Below are 18,879 nucleotides of genomic sequence, written 5' to 3'. Positions count from 1 at the left end.
GTTACATAATACATCGCCGCCTGTAATTTCTTATTCCATTAAATCTTCAACAAAGCTGACAGGCACATACGTCTTCCATTTTTCAAGAAGAGCTGGTGCACTTTTCAAAAACTAGGTAGCAAGTATTGACTAACATATTTACGAATATCCATGAGTTCTTTTGCAGGGTCAGCTGTAGATTCTTCCGTCTCTTCCTCTACCATTATCCACCCCTTGTAATTTGCTTTCATTAGCTCTTTCACAATAGCCGGGAAATCTACCTCACCGGTCCCCATTTTCTTCCATTTACCTATTGCACTTGCATCTTTGAAATGCACATGTTTTATAAGAGGCATATACTTCTGAATGGTCTTAACTACATCCATTCCCCCCATAGCAATATGACCTGCGTCTGGCGTGTAACCAATATACGTGGAATTTAATCCGTCAAAAAGCACTTCATAATCCGATTCGGTTCTAAAATAAGAAGTCGGTGGGGAGCTTGGATGAAATGAACAGACGATTCCTTCGTCAGATACTCTTTTCGCTAAGTTATTTGCACATTTAATGATGTTTTGTTGTCTTGTTACAAGATAATCACGATTCTTCCCTACACGCGGTGCGACATTCATTAATGCATTAGGGAAGTGTTTCAAATACCCAATATACTTTTTGGACAGTTCGATTTCCTCGTCTGTTTCTTGCTCATTTTCCCAACTGAAAGGGATTGTAAGCGCAGCGAGTTCAAGACCCCTTTTTTGCAATTCCCCTTTGAGTCGTTCAGGGGATTCTTTAAATTTCCCCAACAGGGATATTTGAATGTCTAACCCTTTGAACCCAGTATTTTTCACGGTGTCCATAATAGCTTCTAAGTAGTCAGTTTCCTTATCGTAGTCCAGTTCCCACGTAGACCCATGACAGCCATATTTGATCGTCATTTAAGTTCCTCCTGTAGTAAAAGACGATATTCTAGTCTACAAGAATATCGTCTTTTACTATTTGATGAATTTACAATAGTTCATTGTAGTTCTTTTACAACATTTGGCGGTGTTTTACCTGTCAAACCCGTGACTAGATTCTCCGCTGCTTTCATTGCCATGTCGAATCTTGCATCTCTTGTACAAGATCCTATATGTGGTAACGTAATGACGTTTTTCATTTTCAGTAATGGATTATCTTTATCAATCGGTTCAACTTCAAAAACGTCCAATCCGGCAGCTCTAATTTGATTGTTTTGCAAGGCGTCAATCAATGCTTCTTCATCCACTACTTTTCCTCTTGAACAATTAATGAAAACTGCATCTTCTTTCATCATTCCGAACTCAGCGCTGCCCATTATGTGATATGTCGACTCCTTTAAAGGCAACATTAACACGACAAAGTCTGCCTCTTTCAACACATCATTCATTTCTCGATAGTCAATGGAATACTTGCTTTCCAAATCATACTTTCTAGATGTGTTGTGATAAATCACATTCATATCAAAACCTAATTTGGCTCTTTTAACAATTTTCTCACCGATACGTCCAAGCCCGATAATTCCTAACGTTGCATGATGGACATCTTTTCCGAAATACGCTTCACTGTCCAAATGATGATTCCACTCGCTGTTTTTCACGTATTGATCGAACTCGTTTATTCTTCTCGCTGTATTAAGAATAAGCCCGAATACGAGATCCGCCACCGCATCATCTAATACGAATGGTGTATGCGTTCCAATAATATTTCGTTCTTTCATAGCTGAGATATCAAATCCATCGTATCCGACTGCTATATTGCTTACTATTTTCAAATTCGGTGCTTTTTCTAGAAACTCTTTTGTAATAATGCCTTTCGGCGTCATCAGCCCTTCTACATCGGCTATTTCCTTCAGCAGTTCACTCTCTGGAATCGGTTCATCTTTGCGCCACATTTTATAATCACAATGCCGGGCAATCAAATCTTCAACTTCTTTTGGTACCGGCTTGGCGATGTATACTTTAGGTTTCATGATCAGTTCCTCCTCAAGCCTATTCGTCACCATTCTGCAATACTGCCATCTTTATGTCTCCAAACAGGATTTTTCCAGTTATGGCCAACTTCAGCCATCGCTCTAACATAGTCTTCATCAATCTCAATGCCTAAGCCCGGTCCTTCAGGTATTGATACATACCCATCATTATAGTCAAATACGGATTTATCTTTAATGTAGTCCAATAGATCGCTGCCCTGATTATAATGAATGCCTAAGCTTTGTTCTTGAATGAATGCATTATGACAAGTGGCGTCCACTTGCAAACAAGCGGCTAGTGCAATCGGACCAAGTGGACAATGCGGAGCCAATGCAACATCATACGCTTCCGCCATACTCGCGATTTTCTTCACTTCAGTTATGCCACCTGCATGAGACAAATCCGGTTGTATAATATCGACATACCCATCGCTCAGAAGCTTCTTGAAATCCCATCTTGAAAACATTCTTTCACCAGTAGCTATAGGGATAGACGTGTGGTTGGCGATTTCCCTAATGGCCTCCAGATTTTCTGATAGTACAGGTTCTTCGATGAACATCGGTCTAAACTGTTCCAATTCCTTTGCCAAAACTTTCGCCATCGGTTTGTGTACACGGCCGTGGAAATCGATTCCGATGCCTACATATTCACCAACCGCTTCACGAACTGCTGCAACTCTCTCAAGTGTCTGATCGATTTTTTCATGTGTATCAATATATTGCAGTTCTTCGGTGCCGTTCATTTTGACAGCTGTAAACCCTGCCTCGACAACAGACTCGGCTGCTTCACCAACGTCTGTTGGTCGATCCCCACCGATCCAAGAGTACACTTTTATGGATTCCCTACAAGCCCCACCCATTAGTTGGTAAATAGGTGCATTAAAGTACTTTCCCTTTATATCCCACAGTGCTTGATCAATTCCTGAGATGGCACTCATTAGAATTGGGCCGCCTCTGTAAAACCCAGACCGATACAACATATTCCAGTGGTCTTCAATTCTCATCGGATCCTTACCTATCAGATATTCCATCAGTTCTTCAACACAGGCTTTTACTGTATGTGCTCTTCCTTCGACAACAGGCTCACCCCAACCAATTAGGCCTTCGTCTGTCTCGATTTTCAGGAAAAGCCATCTTGGTGGTACTTGAAACAGCTCATATCCAGTAATTTTCATTTTTTATTCTCCTTACGCATTTTTCTTGATTTTCTTTGTAAATAACGGCGTAAATAGCGTTATTATCGCGATTGTTAATAGAACAACAGTGATTGGTCTTGTATAGAATATACTTAAATCACCTTGCGACATGACGAGTGCTCTCCTAAAGTTACTCTCCATCATCGGTCCTAAAATTAGACCTAAAATGACTGGGGAAGCTGGAATTTCAAATCTTTTAAAGAAGTATCCAACAACACCTGCTACGAACATAACAATTACATCAAAATAGTTATTTCCAAGTGAGTAAGCGCCAACTACACACAGCATCAAAATCAGTGGCGTTAAGATTGTCTTTGGTATCGCCAATACTTTTGTGAACAAACGGATTCCCAGTAGTCCGAAAACCAAGATTAATATATTCGCAAGTAGCATTCCTACAAATAACGTATAAACAATAGGACCATTTGACTCAAACAACATCGGCCCAGGTTGAAGTCCTTGAACCATCAGGGCTCCAAGCAAAACTGCTGTTACTGCATCACCCGGTATGCCCAACGTTAAGAGTGGAATCATCGCACCGCCTGTCACACTGTTTCCCGCAGCTTCAGGAGCAGCAACTCCCCGTAAATCACCTTTACCGAACTGTTCTTTGTCTTTTGAAAAACGTTTTGCTTCGTTATAAGCTACAAAAGCTGCAATATCAGCACCTGCGCCTGGTATCATTCCTGTGAACGTGCCGATTCCAGCAGACCGAAGTATCGTACCGATCAGCACTTTGAATTCTACCCATTTCAATTTCACCTTGTCGATTGCTACTTTCACTTTATTTTCCGAGAAGATATCTTCCATTGACTTAAACGCTTCAGAAGCTGCGAACAAACCAATCATGATTGGGATAAACCCAATTCCCGTAGTCAACTCAGGCATGCCGAAAGTAAACCTAGGAAATCCTCCAATTGGATCTAATCCGATAGTTGCAATCAACAGGCCTAATGTTCCGGCCATAAGCCCCTTTACCATCGACTTGCCCGCAATACTTGAAACAATCGAAAGACCGAACAGCGCTAGCGCAAACGATTCAGGTGCACTAAATTTCAGTGCAAAGCTAGCCAACTGAGGCGCGACCAAAATCAGTATAATTACACTGATAATACCTCCCGTTGCAGCGGAAATCGTCGAGACTGTAAGTGCCTTTTGGGCCTGTCCTTTTTGTGTCAGCGGATATCCGTCCATGACAGTAGCGGCTGAAGCAGGTGTACCTGGAGTATTGATCAATATAGCAGTCAATGACCCTCCATACACTGAGCCAAAATAGACGCCAATCAACAATAGTATTCCTGGAACCGCTTCCATTCCAAATGTCAACGGCAACATAAGAGCTACACCCATCGTCGAAGTCAAACCTGGTAAAGAACCAATTACGATACCTAATATCGTTCCAAAAGTAAGGAATAATAAAACATCCCAATGAAAAACATTAACTATCCCTTCTAAAAGCAGACTCATTTACTGTCACCCCTGTTTATGAAAATAACGATCCTAGCGGAATCGATACTTTCAAAAGAATACCAAAAACGATATAAACAAATAGTATGGCCCCGAGCGGAACGCTTACTAATGTACTGACTTTCCTTACTTTTGAAAAAAGCAGAAGTCCGAAAATCGTCAAAGCTGTAGAAATATAAAAACCTATGTACGGCATTGTCAAAACGTATGCAAGAACAATTGCCATAGAAATTAGGGCATAACCAATTGTCCGATCGATTCTTTCAACCTTATTCTTATCAAGTAAGCCTTGAATGAATAGGATTAAACCGAAGACAATTAATAATCCGCAATAAATCCTAGGCATAAATGCCGCACCCGTGTCTGTAGATTTTGTTTCCGGAAAATCTAGTGTCAAGTAGTAGAAAAAACCACCTATGAAGATCGAAATAATTCCACTTGTAATATGGGCAACTTTCATTCACTACACCCCTCGCTTCTACCTATGTTTAAAAATAAAGACTGGGAAATCCCAGTCTTTATCTTCAGTTCAAACCTAACTCCGCGAACATCTGCTTATAGTAATCATAGTTTTCATCCATAAATGTAGTAAACTCGTCTGCGCCTTTCACCTCGACGCCTAATCCATTACTGCTCATGAATTTCTTAAAGTTTTCTTCTTCTGCGGCTTTCATAAACGCATCTTCGAGAATCGCAGCAATCTCATCTGGCGTATCTTTAGGTACAGTTATACCTCTCCAAGTTGCAATTGTTTCTGTTGGTAGTCCTGCTTCTTCAAATGTAGGCACATCAGGCATAATGTCTGTTCTTTTATCGGACATGACTGCCAATGTTTTTAAATTCCCAGCATCGATTTGCGTTTTCACTTCTGCCGGACTGACAGTTACAGCGTCAACATGTCCACCAACTAAAGCTGTAACAGCTGGTGCTGCACCTTCAAATGGAATATGATTTAATTCGATTTCAGCATTTTTCGCCAAACTCTCAGCTGCTACGTGCCAAATTGAACCTGATCCCGCATTACCAACTTTGATCTCTCCCGGATGATCTTTCGCGTATGCAATGAACTCTTCCAACGTGTTGTAAGGTGCATCAGCAGCAACTGTAAGTGCAGCTGGATCTAAATTGATCATAGCGATTGCTCTCATTTGGTCTTGGTTAAGTGTAGACACACCCATATGCTCCAACATCGTCAGTTCTGCAATAACCATAGTGACTGTATAGCCATCTGGTTTTGCATTCGCACCTTCAGTCATTCCAACAGAACCACTGCCACCTGGCTTATTCACTACACCAACCGACTGGCCCAAATGTTTTTCAACATCAGCTGCTAACGCTCTAGCTGTTGCATCTGTACCTCCGCCAGCAGACGTCGGTGAAATCATTGTAATTGACTTCTTAGGGAAATCACTTGCTCCGTCAGCAGAACCTGAACTGTCTTTATCATTACCGCAACCTGCTACTGCTAACATTAGAGCAGTAGCTGCAACTAAGCCCATACTTTTCATAAACTTCTTCATAATTATTCCTCCTTGTTTAATAAGTTTTTGTGTTTTGAAGTACATTTATGCCTTCTATTCTCTTCGCAACTTCTAAAGCACCGATGACGACAGAATACTCTACTTGCCCATCATCTGCCTCAATCACTTGCCAATTTTCATCTGCTTCCTTTAGTAAATAAGCAAATGCACTTTTCAGTGGATTTGTACCACCGACAACAATCCACTTTATATCCTTCATTTCTTTCAAGCTGCTTCGTAGAGATTGAATATCATCATAGATGACAGAACCGACAAAATAATTCGCTCGTTCATTCTCATTCAAATCAGTGAAAAGCTGAAGTAATCTAATATGATAAAAACTTCTAGTCAGTCCATGTACTTTTGCAGCTTCATAACCTTTCAAAAGAAACTTCTTATCCACTTCCCGAATGAGACTGTCACTCAGCGAATCTGATAGAATGGTTTCTTTTTGCATCGCCAGAAGTGTTTCCCCGCCTAAAGTCGATAAACATGAAGATAAAGCCTGGTTTTCATCAACAATGACAAACTTCGTATGGGATCCCGGCAGAACCAATATTCCTTTACCAACTAAATCCATTTGCTTCAATAAACCGATTGACTCAACTTCTTCTCCACGCATCACATCGAATTGGTCAATTTCATCAATTAGATTATCCATAGGCATTACCCCATTGCTCATGCCGGGCACAAATATACAAGGGATGTTATGAAACTCTTCCATCTGAATCACTTTTGAACTTTCAACAAAATCATTTACAGTTACGGGAGCAACAATATGCGGCACTTCAAAAAGGCCCAATTTTGAAGTGATCATCCCAGAAGCAACAATATACTCGATGTCTGATGGTTTCAAGACATTTCTATCAAGTAATACCTCCAGGCCTTTGCGAAGATGGATTTTCAATTCTCCATTATGCCCGTCTATAGCTGTATTCCTAACGCCAATACGTACTTTCTCACTATCTACAATTAAATTGCTTTCAGTGTTTATTAATCGCATTCTTGAATTGGTTGTGCCCGAATCAATAAGTATTGCAAACATTTCTTCACCGCATTTCTAGTTATCAGCTTTCTGAATGAACTTCTTTAGCAATCTCGACAAACCGCTTTGCTCTTCTTTCAATCTCTTCAAAATTCCCTTTTCGTACTAAATTGTCATCGACTAACGAACTGCCAATTCCAAGTGAAGTAGCACCTGCATCAAGGTACTCTTTAGCATTTTCAAGCGAGATTCCTCCTACTGCCATTGTTCGGATAAATGGTAGAGGACCATTAAGATCTGTTATAAATGCCGGTCCAAGCTTTCGTATCGGAAATATTTTCACCATTTTAGAACCATATTCGTAAGCTGCCAATGCTTCTGTAGGTGTAAAGACGCCAGGTATTAATGGAACATCATAACGATTTGCTGTTTCAATCGTCTTTTGACTCAAAGTCGGAGCTAATAGAAAGCTTGCACCAGACAAAATTGACATTCTAGCTGTCTCAGAATCTAAAACAGTCCCAGCCCCTATGATTAAATTCGGGTAAAGCGCTTTCAAATTTTCAATACCTTTTAATGCACCAGGTGTGTTAAGCGTAACTTCTACTACTCGAATTCCACCCTTGTATAGACTATCTACGGTTTTGATTAAGTTCTCTGTAGATTCACTGCGAATAATAGCAACAATTTTTTCTTCGGTGATTTCTTCCATAATCGTTTTCAAATGTGCACCTCCTAAACACAGTTCCTTATTACGGAACAGTGTTTCATTAATACTTTAAAAATATTGTCGTTCCTTATTACGGAACGACGTTTCAATTACTAAATGTATATTCAGTATAAGGCAAAGCTGAAAACAAAGTCAATTCAAAATATCGAATTAGGATAACTTTCCTCCCATAGCCAACGAAATTTCTTTAGACGTTTTTAATACTTCCGTTGCCATATCGATTAATTTCTCCTCACTAACTCGCATAATCGGACCTGCTACACTAATTCCTGCTATCACTTCTCCTCTGCTGTTTAATATAGGTGCAGCTGCACATTTTATACCCAATTCATGCTCTTCATCATCAATGGAATAACCTTTGCTGCGAATACCGGATAAATGATCCAATAGTGGTTCAAGCTCAGTAATCGTTTTATGTGTAAAACCTTCCAAACCTTTCTCCCGAACAATGTCGAGTATGTCTTGTTCCGGTAAGAATGCCAGTATAGCCTTACCAACTCCTGTACAATGCATAGGCGCCCGCTTTCCGATGTTGGAAAACATCCTAATTGTCGCAGAACTTTCAATTTTATCGATATAAACGATTTCATATCTATCCCTAATTACCAAGTGAGCAGTTTCCCCAGTCTTTTCTGCAAGTTTTTGAAGAGGGAGAGAAGATATTTTTCGAATATCAATATTATCCGTCACAGACTGACCTAACTCTATAAATTTCAGTCCTAGTAAGTACTTTTGATTTTCATAATCTTGTTGGACAAAGCCTTTTTTTAATAGGGACATCAGTAATCTGTGAACGGTACTCTTAGAAACTTTCAGTTCAGTTGCCAATTCTGTAACGCCTAATCCCCTAGGGGCAGCTTGGAGCTTTTCTACTATAAGCAGAGCACGATCTACAGATTGCACTGTTCCAATTCCGTTAGTCAATTCAATAACTCCTTCCAGTTCCGTAAGGCGGAACCTTGTTCTTTTTTATAATTATACTCATTAATACTAAACAAATACAATAGTGTTACTAACGGACAGAATTAGATATACCAAAGACTGACGGATATTGTTTGTTATGAACAATATAAAAAGCATTCTCTTTACCGATGCGTCTCGGTAAAAAGAATGCTTTTCGCTACATGGCACATCCATGCCTGTAATTTTCTTATTCCATTAAATCTTCAACAAAGCTAACAGGCACATACGTCTTCCATTTTTCAAGAAGAGCTGGTGCTTCTTCGAACTGGCGAAGGGCTTTATTGTAGCCGTAATTCTTTTCGCCACGCGTAATTGTGAATGAACGCGCTTCGCCTTCTTTAGTAATAATTGCACCATTGCCAGTTGACTTCACTGTAAAGCCAAGTTCTTCTGCAATCGCGCGAAGCGGAACCATTTTAACGTCTTTCACCATTTTGTGGTCGGCAGCAATAATTGCTTCGACTGCAGCTTCCATTTCAGATGCTTCAGGATCAGGTGTTGTTTCAGGCTCTTGAGGCTCAGGTTTAGACTCTCCTTCGTCCTTCACGTCATCTAATACGACGATTTTCTCAGGTGGTGTCTGTGCTGGGATGCTCATTGTCGTAATCGAATAGAATACGAGTAGATTTTTGCCTGCCAGGTCGTCTATTTTCACTTCTTTACCAGAGAGGCTAGACAGTTCTGTCTTCTCTCCAACATTCAATTTTAAAGAATGTTCTTCACTCAATAATGTTTCATCGAACTTGCCTACCGCGACGCTCCCCGTTTCGTCTTTTTCAACAATGACGACCTCTGGGCTGTATTGTGGTGGATAAATGGCAAGCATTGGCTTGTTTGCGTCTGTATAGATTGTCACTTTATCGCCTTTAACAAGTGCAATTTCTTTACCGCTATTGTCGAATACAAGCGTTTTGTCTGTCACGTAGAAACCAGCAGGCTTGTCTTCATTCTTGATAGTGTAGAAGGTGGCGTTCTCACGTTTTTCCACACTATCAATAATTCCTTCTGCTTTAATGAATGATGGAGTCATTTCTTTCTCTTCCTCTTTTACATCATCTTGCGCAAATACGATTGCAGGTGTTAACGCGCTGCCAACTAGTAGTGCTGACATCGCGAATGGCATTACTTTGTTTTTCTTCAAATCTAACATCTCCTTTAAGTTGTTCTCATATGAGTAGTCGTACCAGTTTGGATAAAGTTACATATTTTTTTGGTTGACGCTTCTAGTATTACTCTACCCTGCTAGCCAAAGTTTAAAATAGATATCAACGAACTATACTTATTTTTATTGAATATAAGCATCGGTTTATCGTGAAAAGTGATGAGTTGGCGGTCACTTACTGGGCGTAGCAGCAGTTACTTAATAAAATGCACAAAGCCAACTCACGCAAGCATGGGTTGGCTGTTTTAGTAAAACTATTCATAGTTACGTATTTTTCCTTCCTTTGCTGTGACCGATGATGTCCTTTAATCCGATTGTTTCTTTACACGGTAGAAGACGGTTTTATCGCTTACTGCTTGGTAATGTTCGCCCATGTCATACGGAATATAGTAGAGCGATCGACTTGCCATCTTCTCTTTCAGCTCCAATGCCTTATGGTATCTGCTTTGGAAGGATCGTCTGCTGACCGGAACATGTAAAATCTCGCCGTTTGACAATACGACTGCTGTCGTTTTACTATCAATCGCATGATAGCTCCTAATATGATGAAGGAAAAAGAATGTGCATTCCGGAATGGATGGCGACATGCTTGTAAAAAGAATGTACCCATTTGGTCCGCCAATACTAATAGGTGCCATATCGACAGGACCGAGGATCGACTTTGAACTTGCGATTGCACCTCTATAATTCGACCCATAGTAATTCAACACTTTATCCAACAGCTTTTTAGGTTCAACATCCACCTGATAAACGTCTTCTGAAGAATAGATGTCTGTAACATGCTTCCCAACTTCATTGAATGTGCCAACATAAGCCATTATACCTTTATTGATCAATGTAGAGATTTCATTATTCATCTTATACTCCTCCAAATCCATTTTAAGGTTACGTTTTTTCGTAAGAAGGAGTATACTGACTATAGGTTGGATGAATCCAGCTCGAATCCACAGGTGAGCGTCTTGCAGGACTTTTCGCACCTGTGGATTTTTTATTAAGTTGTTCTTCACATAGATGACCCCCTTCATTTTCATCATCTTTTTTGATAACGCTTACATTACTCTTGAAAATCCTCCTTTTTCTCTTTCTGAACACAAAAAAACACTCATGAAAATAAAGACTTCTCAAGACTTAAAGTAGTCTGTATCACCCCTTAATGGTTAGTAGTTACATATGCTTAGTAACATCCCATTCATTATATATCGAAGTGTTTAAATAGTCTACCAAATATGGTAATTCTTAAATGATTTGGTCGTATTTTAAAAGATGAACGAGAAAAAGGACTTTTTTTGTCAATAAAAAAGCGGTTGCATACTACTGCAAGCCGCTTTTTACGCTATCTAATTACGATTCACCATTATTCCTCTCAACTTTTTCAACAATCTCTCCCTTCTTTTCTTTACACCTGCAACTGAAATACCAAACCGTTCCGCGCATTCCGTCAAGCTGCATTGTTCGACATACGTCCATTGGATAAATGCTTTTTCATTGGCATCAAGTTGCTCGATTAATCCCATGAGAAAATCGAAGTTTTTTTCTTCTGTCGAGCCTATGACATCAATCAGCTCCTCGCTGACGGCGGGCATTACATGTTCCTCATACTTACTTGCCCGTTTCAATTCATCCAGCATAGCTCCGCGGATTGACCGGTAGGCATAAGGCGTGAAATCTCCTTTGTCGATATCAAAGCGCGTCCACGCTTGCCATAATGCCACTCTTCCCGCTTGTCTATACTGCTCATGGTCACGGTAAATATTCAACTTGCGAATTGAATGGGTAATCATCGGCTCATATTGTTCCAACACGTTTTCAAATTCCTGCATAGCGAACTCTTTCTGATCATGCACGATTCTTTTTATTCCCGGGTACTTATAGCGTAAGTGAGCCGGAAATTGTTCACCGAATGAGAAAGTTCATTCTCTATGCTGGAAACTGTCACTTTCATTGCCGAAAACGCGATTTATAAGATAAAACGGCATGATAATCGCAAAAAGGATTTAATTCAAAACTTATTTTATAGGCTGTATCCTTTCTGACCCCTCCCATCTATATAAAGGGCAAAGGGAGGAATACAAAATGAATACACATTACTTGAAAAGACACGCCAACTTCACGACAGCAGAGCAACTGGATCGAGCAACCGAATTGCATATGTTGCAACATAACGATTCACTGACAATCTCCGACGTGCAGGTGTTGGATACGATTCGCCGCCACTCTAAAGAACATGGGGCCGCTCATTTGCCCTATTCAACGATTGAAGCGGAAATTGGACGATCGAACATCACTGTCCGCAGAGCAATACGTAAACTAGTGGAGTTAAAGATTATCCAGAAAGTGCATTATATCCAGCCTGTTATGCAGGGGCTTGGGGCAAATATTTATGTAATTTTGCCGTATGGGCTTGTGGTCGATGGATAAGCGTCCGACGGAGTGCTGTTGCAGTAGGAATGTGTGTGACTGAACTTTATTATCCAGCCATAGAAAAAAGCCTGCCTACCGGTATTTACGGTATGGGCAGACTTTTTATGTGTAATGAATTGATTTTTCGATTGAATAATCTTGCTTGCTATCGATTAAGAGGATCTACTATTTACGATCAGTTTCTTCCACAAGTTGACCTTTTACGGCAACCCGCTGTTTACCGGATACGGTACACGTAATCATCGTGATTTCATTCCTACCTGCCTGATCATCCAGCACATCGACTTGTGTCGGCTCGATGACGGAAGTATCCGTGATTTCGTAGATGTATGTTTTATCGCCGACATGCAAATACACTTTCTCTCCCGCCGGTACTTTCGCCAGATTACTGAAATGGCGTCCGTCCCGGTAACCACGGTGTCCAGCAATTGTGAAATTACCGATACCTGGCTGTTGGTCAGGCTTGATTTGCGTGAGTGCAATATTGAGATTAGTATCTGTCGTTTCATCGAGAACATGCTGCTTCATGTCAATATAGGGAATTTCAAGCTCCATGACGCGTTCCAGCTGCTCTTTCGTAAACGACAAGTTTTCGATTCCTTCAAGAACGACAGGCTCTGTTCCGTCGGATTCTGCGATAAGAGATAGTGCCTGCTCCATCGCTTTCACTTCTTTGTTCTGATCCCACTCCATATAAAGTGGAAAAGAAACGAGGACGAGCCCCGTTAGCAAAAACAAAATCCCAAACAGTGATCTTTTGCTTTTCAACGCACTCATCCTCCTTCTTTAATCATTATTCGTTTGTTTTGCGACGGCGCACCATAAAGCCGCCTGCCAAGATTAAGACGAATCCTAATATTGTCATATACAGATAGAGTTGCTCGCCTGTCTGTGGAAGTGTCTCTTTTCCGGATGCATTTGCATTCGGGTTTTTCGAACCTCCACCGCTTTGGACAGTTCCAGATCCTGGCTTGTTGCCTTTTCCAGGTTTGTTCGTGTTTCCTGGCACTTTGCTGCCGCCTTCACCTTCAACAGAACCGTTGTTACCTGGTTTTGTCGGGTCGATGCCTGGCTTGCCTGGTTTTGTTGGATCTAATGGATCTTCTTCACCTGGTTTGCCTGGTTCTGTTGGATCGGTTGGATCTTCTTCACCTGGTTTACCTGGTTCTGTTGGATCGGTTGGATCAGGTTTGTTCGGATCTACCGGCTTACCTGGTTCTACTGGTTTTGGTTTATCCGGATCTACTGGTTTGCCTGGTTCAACTGGACCTGGCCATACCGGATCTGGGATACGGTTGTTTGTTTTCTCTACGGGTACTGTGCTTGTTTGATACGTTGTAATCGTAAAGCTGACTGGCTCATTATTTACGTAGTATCCCGATGGAGCTTGCGTTTCAACAAATTCATAACTTCCCGGTAGAAGTTCATCCAAATAGATTGTTCCATTTTGATTAGTTATAAGTTTTTCTGGCCCAATCGTTGAAACGACTTCATACCCTTCCGGCAAGCTGCTGTTCATCTTGCGCAATTCAAATACTGCGTTTGGAAGAACTAGTGTTTTGTCTGCATTGTACTTGGTAAGAAGTACTGAGCGGTTGATTTTTTGGTTTGTGATTGTTTTAGTGAATTCTTTTCCATCCACATCTGCATCACTCACAACGATTACATACTCTTGGTTGTTTGGCACATATCCTGATTTTGCTTTTGTTTCTTTTAGTGTGTATGTGTCGTAAGGTAATTTATCGAACTTTATTTCTCCAGCAACATTTGTCACTTTCTTACCATAGGACTCGCCTTTGCTGTTGAATAATTCGAATTCCGTGTCTGATAAAACTGCTTTGCTTACAGCGTCTTGCTTTGTGATGACTAGACTGCCTGTGCCCCGTTTGTTTTCCATTGTGACTTCAGTGAATGCAGTTTGGTCTTTTTTAATTTCGAAGACTTCTGTTTTTCTGTTTTCTCCAAGAAGGTAGTGTTCAGGTGCTTTTGTTTCTTGGAAGTAGTACTCTCCAGGCTCTAAGTTATTAACAAATAGCTCCCCGTTTGAATTAGTTTTACGTTTAACCGGAACTGTCTTCCCGTCAACTTCTTCTGTTACTAATTCAGATGTATCTTTTTTGTATAGAGTGAACTCTGCACCTGATAATTTAATATTGTTATCAGCTTTATCCACTTTAACAAGCTTTACTGCTTGGATAATCTTTTCGTTTTTGATTGATTTTTCTAATGTTTTTGTCGGAGAATTTATTACTACATCAGCAAGATTATTGGTTACAATATATCCACTTGGTGCTTCAATTTCCTCAAGTGTATACGTTCCGTATTTAATTCCTGTAAATGTCACCCAACCATTACTGTCTGATGTTTTTTCATCGAAAATCTTATCATTTTCTTTGTTAACAAGCCTAAATTTAGCACCTGATAAGAATTTACTCTCATCTTCGTTTGCCACTTTGCGAAGTTTTAATTCTCCGACTCTATCGTTAACCATTGTTTCTTTTGTTACTTCAGTTTGATCTTTAATGATTGTGAATTCTTTTGGTTTTTTATCTAACCAATAGCCATCAGCAGCCTTCACCTCTACTAGTTGATAGTTTCCAGGTTCGAGATTTTCAATAATTATTTTCCCGCCATCTTTAGTAACTACATTTTCATGACCACTTACAAGATGATACTTTCCATCGTTATCTTTTTTATGCAACCCGAAAGTAACGCCGTTTAAGGTCTTGCCATTTCTTAAGTCTGTCTTTGTAAATTCTAGAGTTTGTCGAATTTTTTTGTTGGTGATACTAATTTTTGTATCCGATCCTACAAACTTGATTTCTTTCCCTTTAGCGTATTCTGGGTCAATAAGATATCCTTGGGGAGCTGAAATTTCCTTAAGCTTATATTTTATTCCCGATGGATAATATTTATATTCGTTTTCCGTAGTTGCTTCCCCATTTTCCAACGTGGTTAAGCTTTCAAGCAATACCGTACCTGAAGCATTGTAAAGTTCAAAGACTACATTCGGTAGTGGGTTTCCTTCATCATCGACTTTGAGGATTTTGATTTTCCCTTTCGGGGGATTTGCTCCACCTCCCGCACCTGCTAGCTCAACAATCACTTCTTTTTTATCAGTTTCGCCAACTAGATTAGTAGCAGTACCTGAATAATTAACTTCATTAGTTATTTTTTCTCCGTGGCCCGCGTTAATGAAAGATTGATACACTAATATATAAGCTGTGTCTACATCTTGTTTGAAAGTTAAAGTAAATGTGTTTCCTTGAACATCGATTGAATAAATGTCAGGATTTGCTTCCAGACCTCTAGAAACTTTACCGGAATTATCCTCAGGTATTACTGTTGTATATAATTTAAAACTATCATTCAGAAGTATTTGGTTAGATGATAAAGTATCTGTAACAATAGATTGTTCATTTATGTGTGTCTGACTAAAATTAAGATTTACTGTCCACGTTGCTATGTCAGCATCTGCTCCAGCACCTTGACTCCCAGACTTCTTGGCATACTGTTCACCATTCTTTGGTGTCACCGTCGCTTTTTTCTCAAAAAGCTTCGTTCCTTCCTCACCATCAGTTAATATTGCATGGTTTTGGTAAACACCTTTAATCTCTGTATTCTTTAGAGTGGTTTTATAAATTATACGATATGCAGAATCGATTTTGCCGAGATCCAATGTAAATCCGTTACCCGTTTTATTAAACTTAGAAAGTGGTTTCGGTAATGAGTTATCGATTTCAACCTGATTTTCCCCACCCTTCAACTTAAGGTGATGAACTTCAAGTGATCCAGCTATAAATTCTTGATCACCCGTATATGTGTCAGTAATTATTGCTTCGTTAATTTCATGAAGATTATAGTTTATATCAATTGTCCATGTAATTTCTTTAGTCTTAGCATTATAAGCGCCAGTTTTATTTCCATTCTCATTTGTATAATTATCTACTGGAACTGTTACTGATTTTTTAATAGGTGATTGTGGAATCTCGTTTTCAGTCCAATTAAGCTCAGCTGTATTTTTATATCCTTCAGTAGGAGCTGGTTTAGTTGAATCGAATTTCGTTTTATAAGAAATGTAATGCAGATTTTTAATCTTCTTTATAAATGTAATTTTAAATCCTTCTTCATATGTGTTATTAGGTAAGACAGTATAGTCCACATCCTTTACCAATCCAGATATTGTGACACTGTCAGGAAGTAATATTAAATTTTGACCGACAAACTTGTCGGTAATAGCTACGTTGTCCATTGTATAAGCATCTTCATTTAGACTTAGTTTCCATTCAATAGTTTTTGCCGGACCATAGTCAATTTCCCCAACACTTTTGTGAAAAATTACTTGGCCGATCTCTTTTGATTTTTCTACTGGTTTCACACCAGAAATCGCGACTTTATTAGTAACGGTGACTTCATCTTCGTGAATCCTATTTTTCGCTTTTGTAGTATAGACAATTTCATAAGCTAAATTTATTGAATTTTTGAAGGTTAATTTAAATCCATCATTTTCTTTAGTTACTTCATAGTCTTTGCCTCTTTCTAAATCCCTTACTGTCGTCGCATTGCCATTATCTTGAACTTTCTTTTCTGTAACAATAAATGAGTCTAAATCCAGTTCTTGATGATTGACATCAAAAGTATCTGTTAACACAGGATTATTAATAGTTTGCTCATTATAATTGTACTGAATACTCCATTTAATTTCTTGAGCTTTTTCATCGTATTGTTCAACTTTCTTATCTAGCGGCTTACTGAATTGAACTTCCATTTCTTTACTAACAGTCAAAGGTGGGTTACCTTCTCCAACTACAACTGCCTGATTCCCAATCGAACCTTTGTATGGTGCGGTTAATATTGGATTCACGTTTGTCGAGTATTTTACGCGATATGCTTTTTTTATTGTGCCGAAATTTATTTTAAATCCATTTTCAATTTCCTCTATTTCTTTAATGAGAATTTCATCATCTTGTTCTAGGCTGCCGTCTATCATAACTTTCAATTCATAAATTTCAACATCATCGTTAAAAGATAAACCAGTACTGAATACATCACTGAAAATAGCATTTTGAATTTCTTCTTCATTCAAATTAAAATCTACAGTCCAGCTAATTTTTCCAGGATTCATATTTTTATCAGTCTCACCAGTCTTAGTGATTTTGTCAGATTTCGGATTATTAAAGTTCACTTTAATAGATCCTAAACCAACGGAACTAAAATCAATATTTTGTTCTAAACCCTCTATGTTGCTATATGAATCAAAAGATCTCCAAACGTAAAAGTAACCAGATAAAGCCTGATCCAATTCAATTTCTTCATTAAAAGTAAATGTTACTTCTCCATCAGGAGTTACAACATAGCTTCCAAAACCACCATCTAATTCACCCTTCAATGCAACAGAGGTAGCAAAATTGCTTGGTAGAGTGAAGGTGAATGCATCACCACTTTTATATCCATGATTTTCTCTTAAACCCCAATTGTAAATGATTGCAACAGTTGAACCGACGTCTATTTTTATATCCGATTCCCCGATATTATTTCCATTAATAATTAGATTTCCTTTATCGTCATAAGTAGGCTCTTTATCATATATACTGACACCTGTAATCAGTTGATCTAGGATGGCACTATTTTCCTTCAAAATTGTATTACTGTTTAAATCCCTAGTTACAATAGATTTATTTAGCTCTTCATTTTTATCTTTCGTCTCCGAAATTTCATCATCTGTTTGATTTTGAGTCATTTCATTTGTACCACTGTATTTAACTGAATACTTGAGTCCATTAAAAATAAACGGCCCCTCAGCTTTTTCAGCTAATTTAGTTTTAACTGAGATTGTTCCCGCTCCATTTACATTTGTGGAGCGTATAGTATTTTCTGTTGCCATATTTTTTTCAGATTGATTTAATGAATCATATCCATTAGTAATTTCATTGACTTCCACTTCAGATATTTCTAAGCCTTCACCATCGTTCTCCTTAAAATCGTCTGTTTTTGTATCCAAACTTGTTTTAGTAACATCCACTATATCTATGCTTTTATCTGATTCCTCATTATTATCAATATCTCCTACTACAGAGTTATTTACATTAAAAGAGACGAAAAGATTGTTGTCTACAACTTTATATTCACCAAACTCCTCTTCACTTGCGTAGAGCTTTCCTGTTTGGCCTTCGATTGCCTGCAATTGCTTGGGCAATGAGATAGATTGGAACTGACCTTCTACAATAGGTCCAGATAGCACCCAGTCATACGTTAAAGTGACTGTATCTTCGGCTTCGATATTATTCTTCCCATCAATGCCTGTTAATGTCCCTTCTTCTAATGTAAATGAAGGACTAGGTGAAGATTGTTGCGCATTGACTGTTGACATTGGCCCTAAAATTGTTTGACCAATCAATAACAGTAATAATGCAAAAATATTAAACTTTTTCATGGTATTCCTCCTATGTTCTTTTATCTTATAGCT

15 protein-coding genes are annotated in these 18,879 nt (G+C 39.0%); 1 reads left to right on the top strand and 14 read right to left on the bottom strand.

Translation table 11 applies throughout. The features are described 5' to 3' along the window. Window positions 1–104: 104 nt before the first annotated feature. The 12 genes from QWT69_RS02940 to QWT69_RS02885 form a co-directional block, all read right to left on the bottom strand. Window positions 105–917, bottom strand: coding sequence for a sugar phosphate isomerase/epimerase family protein (locus QWT69_RS02940; RefSeq protein ID WP_317968809.1), 813 nt, complete (start codon window positions 915–917; stop codon window positions 105–107). Window positions 918–997: 80 nt separating this feature from the next. Then, a complete protein-coding gene (locus QWT69_RS02935; RefSeq protein ID WP_431312310.1) occupies window positions 998–1,969 on the bottom strand; it encodes a 2-hydroxyacid dehydrogenase in 972 nt (323 codons plus the stop codon). Window positions 1,970–1,995: 26 nt separating this feature from the next. After that, window positions 1,996–3,144, bottom strand: coding sequence for a galactonate dehydratase (dgoD, locus tag QWT69_RS02930; RefSeq protein WP_317968807.1), 1,149 nt, complete (start codon window positions 3,142–3,144; stop codon window positions 1,996–1,998). 12 nt (window positions 3,145–3,156) lie between these two features. Beyond that, entirely contained in the window at window positions 3,157–4,632 is a 1,476-nt protein-coding gene (locus QWT69_RS02925; protein ID WP_317968805.1) for a tripartite tricarboxylate transporter permease, read from the bottom strand. 16 nt (window positions 4,633–4,648) lie between these two features. Continuing rightward, a complete protein-coding gene (locus QWT69_RS02920; RefSeq protein ID WP_317968803.1) occupies window positions 4,649–5,092 on the bottom strand; it encodes a tripartite tricarboxylate transporter TctB family protein in 444 nt (147 codons plus the stop codon). A gap of 64 nt (window positions 5,093–5,156) precedes the next feature. Beyond that, a complete protein-coding gene (locus tag QWT69_RS02915) occupies window positions 5,157–6,152 on the bottom strand; it encodes a Bug family tripartite tricarboxylate transporter substrate binding protein (protein WP_317968801.1) in 996 nt (331 codons plus the stop codon). 16 nt (window positions 6,153–6,168) lie between these two features. Beyond that, window positions 6,169–7,197 (bottom strand): 2-dehydro-3-deoxygalactonokinase, encoded by a 1,029-nt coding sequence (locus QWT69_RS02910; protein ID WP_317968799.1) that lies wholly within the window; start codon window positions 7,195–7,197, stop codon window positions 6,169–6,171. Between the two features lie 22 nt (window positions 7,198–7,219). Further along, on the bottom strand, window positions 7,220–7,861 hold the full coding sequence (locus tag QWT69_RS02905; RefSeq protein ID WP_317968797.1) for a bifunctional 4-hydroxy-2-oxoglutarate aldolase/2-dehydro-3-deoxy-phosphogluconate aldolase: 642 nt from the start codon (window positions 7,859–7,861) through the stop codon (window positions 7,220–7,222). A gap of 156 nt (window positions 7,862–8,017) precedes the next feature. Beyond that, a complete protein-coding gene (locus QWT69_RS02900; RefSeq protein WP_317968795.1) occupies window positions 8,018–8,791 on the bottom strand; it encodes an IclR family transcriptional regulator in 774 nt (257 codons plus the stop codon). A 226-nt stretch (window positions 8,792–9,017) separates the two neighbouring features. Continuing rightward, a complete protein-coding gene (locus QWT69_RS02895) occupies window positions 9,018–9,980 on the bottom strand; it encodes a stalk domain-containing protein (RefSeq protein ID WP_317968793.1) in 963 nt (320 codons plus the stop codon). A gap of 317 nt (window positions 9,981–10,297) precedes the next feature. Beyond that, on the bottom strand, window positions 10,298–10,849 hold the full coding sequence (locus QWT69_RS02890; protein WP_317968791.1) for a competence protein ComK: 552 nt from the start codon (window positions 10,847–10,849) through the stop codon (window positions 10,298–10,300). A gap of 480 nt (window positions 10,850–11,329) precedes the next feature. Next, a complete protein-coding gene (locus QWT69_RS02885) occupies window positions 11,330–11,836 on the bottom strand; it encodes a sigma-70 family RNA polymerase sigma factor (protein WP_317968789.1) in 507 nt (168 codons plus the stop codon). 229 nt (window positions 11,837–12,065) lie between these two features. Here QWT69_RS02885 and QWT69_RS02880 point away from each other — a divergent pair, with 229 nt between their 5' ends. Next, window positions 12,066–12,410 carry a helix-turn-helix domain-containing protein gene (locus QWT69_RS02880; RefSeq protein ID WP_317968787.1) on the top strand — a complete coding sequence of 115 codons (345 nt, stop codon included), beginning with the start codon at window positions 12,066–12,068 and terminating at the stop codon, window positions 12,408–12,410. A 168-nt stretch (window positions 12,411–12,578) separates the two neighbouring features. Here QWT69_RS02880 and QWT69_RS02875 read toward each other — a convergent pair whose 3' ends face one another. Both QWT69_RS02875 and QWT69_RS02870 read right to left on the bottom strand, forming a co-directional pair. After that, entirely contained in the window at window positions 12,579–13,181 is a 603-nt protein-coding gene (locus tag QWT69_RS02875; protein WP_317968785.1) for a class D sortase, read from the bottom strand. 25 nt (window positions 13,182–13,206) lie between these two features. Then, entirely contained in the window at window positions 13,207–18,846 is a 5,640-nt protein-coding gene (locus QWT69_RS02870) for a SpaA isopeptide-forming pilin-related protein (protein ID WP_317968784.1), read from the bottom strand. Window positions 18,847–18,879 lie beyond the last annotated feature (33 nt).

Source organism: Sporosarcina oncorhynchi (assembly GCF_033304615.1).
Lineage (GTDB): Bacteria > Bacillota > Bacilli > Bacillales_A > Planococcaceae > Sporosarcina > Sporosarcina oncorhynchi.
The sequence above is the reverse complement of the archived record's forward strand: the minus strand, read 5'-3'. Positions and strand labels throughout refer to the sequence as shown.

Excerpts from the sequence above, each read along its gene's own strand:
- QWT69_RS02915 (WP_317968801.1), bottom strand. The coding sequence starts at position 6,152 with ATGAAGAAGTTTATGAAAAGTATGGGCTTAGTTGCAGCTACTGCTCTA.
- QWT69_RS02925 (WP_317968805.1), bottom strand. The coding sequence starts at position 4,632 with ATGAGTCTGCTTTTAGAAGGGATAGTTAATGTTTTTCATTGGGATGTT.
- QWT69_RS02880 (WP_317968787.1), top strand. The coding sequence starts at position 12,066 with ATGAATACACATTACTTGAAAAGACACGCCAACTTCACGACAGCAGAG.
- QWT69_RS02910 (WP_317968799.1), bottom strand. The coding sequence starts at position 7,197 with ATGTTTGCAATACTTATTGATTCGGGCACAACCAATTCAAGAATGCGA.
- QWT69_RS02940 (WP_317968809.1), bottom strand. The coding sequence starts at position 917 with ATGACGATCAAATATGGCTGTCATGGGTCTACGTGGGAACTGGACTAC.
- QWT69_RS02935 (WP_431312310.1), bottom strand. The coding sequence starts at position 1,969 with ATGAAACCTAAAGTATACATCGCCAAGCCGGTACCAAAAGAAGTTGAA.
- dgoD (WP_317968807.1), bottom strand. The coding sequence starts at position 3,144 with ATGAAAATTACTGGATATGAGCTGTTTCAAGTACCACCAAGATGGCTT.
- QWT69_RS02920 (WP_317968803.1), bottom strand. The coding sequence starts at position 5,092 with ATGAAAGTTGCCCATATTACAAGTGGAATTATTTCGATCTTCATAGGT.
- QWT69_RS02895 (WP_317968793.1), bottom strand. The coding sequence starts at position 9,980 with ATGTTAGATTTGAAGAAAAACAAAGTAATGCCATTCGCGATGTCAGCA.
- QWT69_RS02890 (WP_317968791.1), bottom strand. The coding sequence starts at position 10,849 with ATGAATAATGAAATCTCTACATTGATCAATAAAGGTATAATGGCTTAT.
- QWT69_RS02870 (WP_317968784.1), bottom strand. The coding sequence starts at position 18,846 with ATGAAAAAGTTTAATATTTTTGCATTATTACTGTTATTGATTGGTCAA.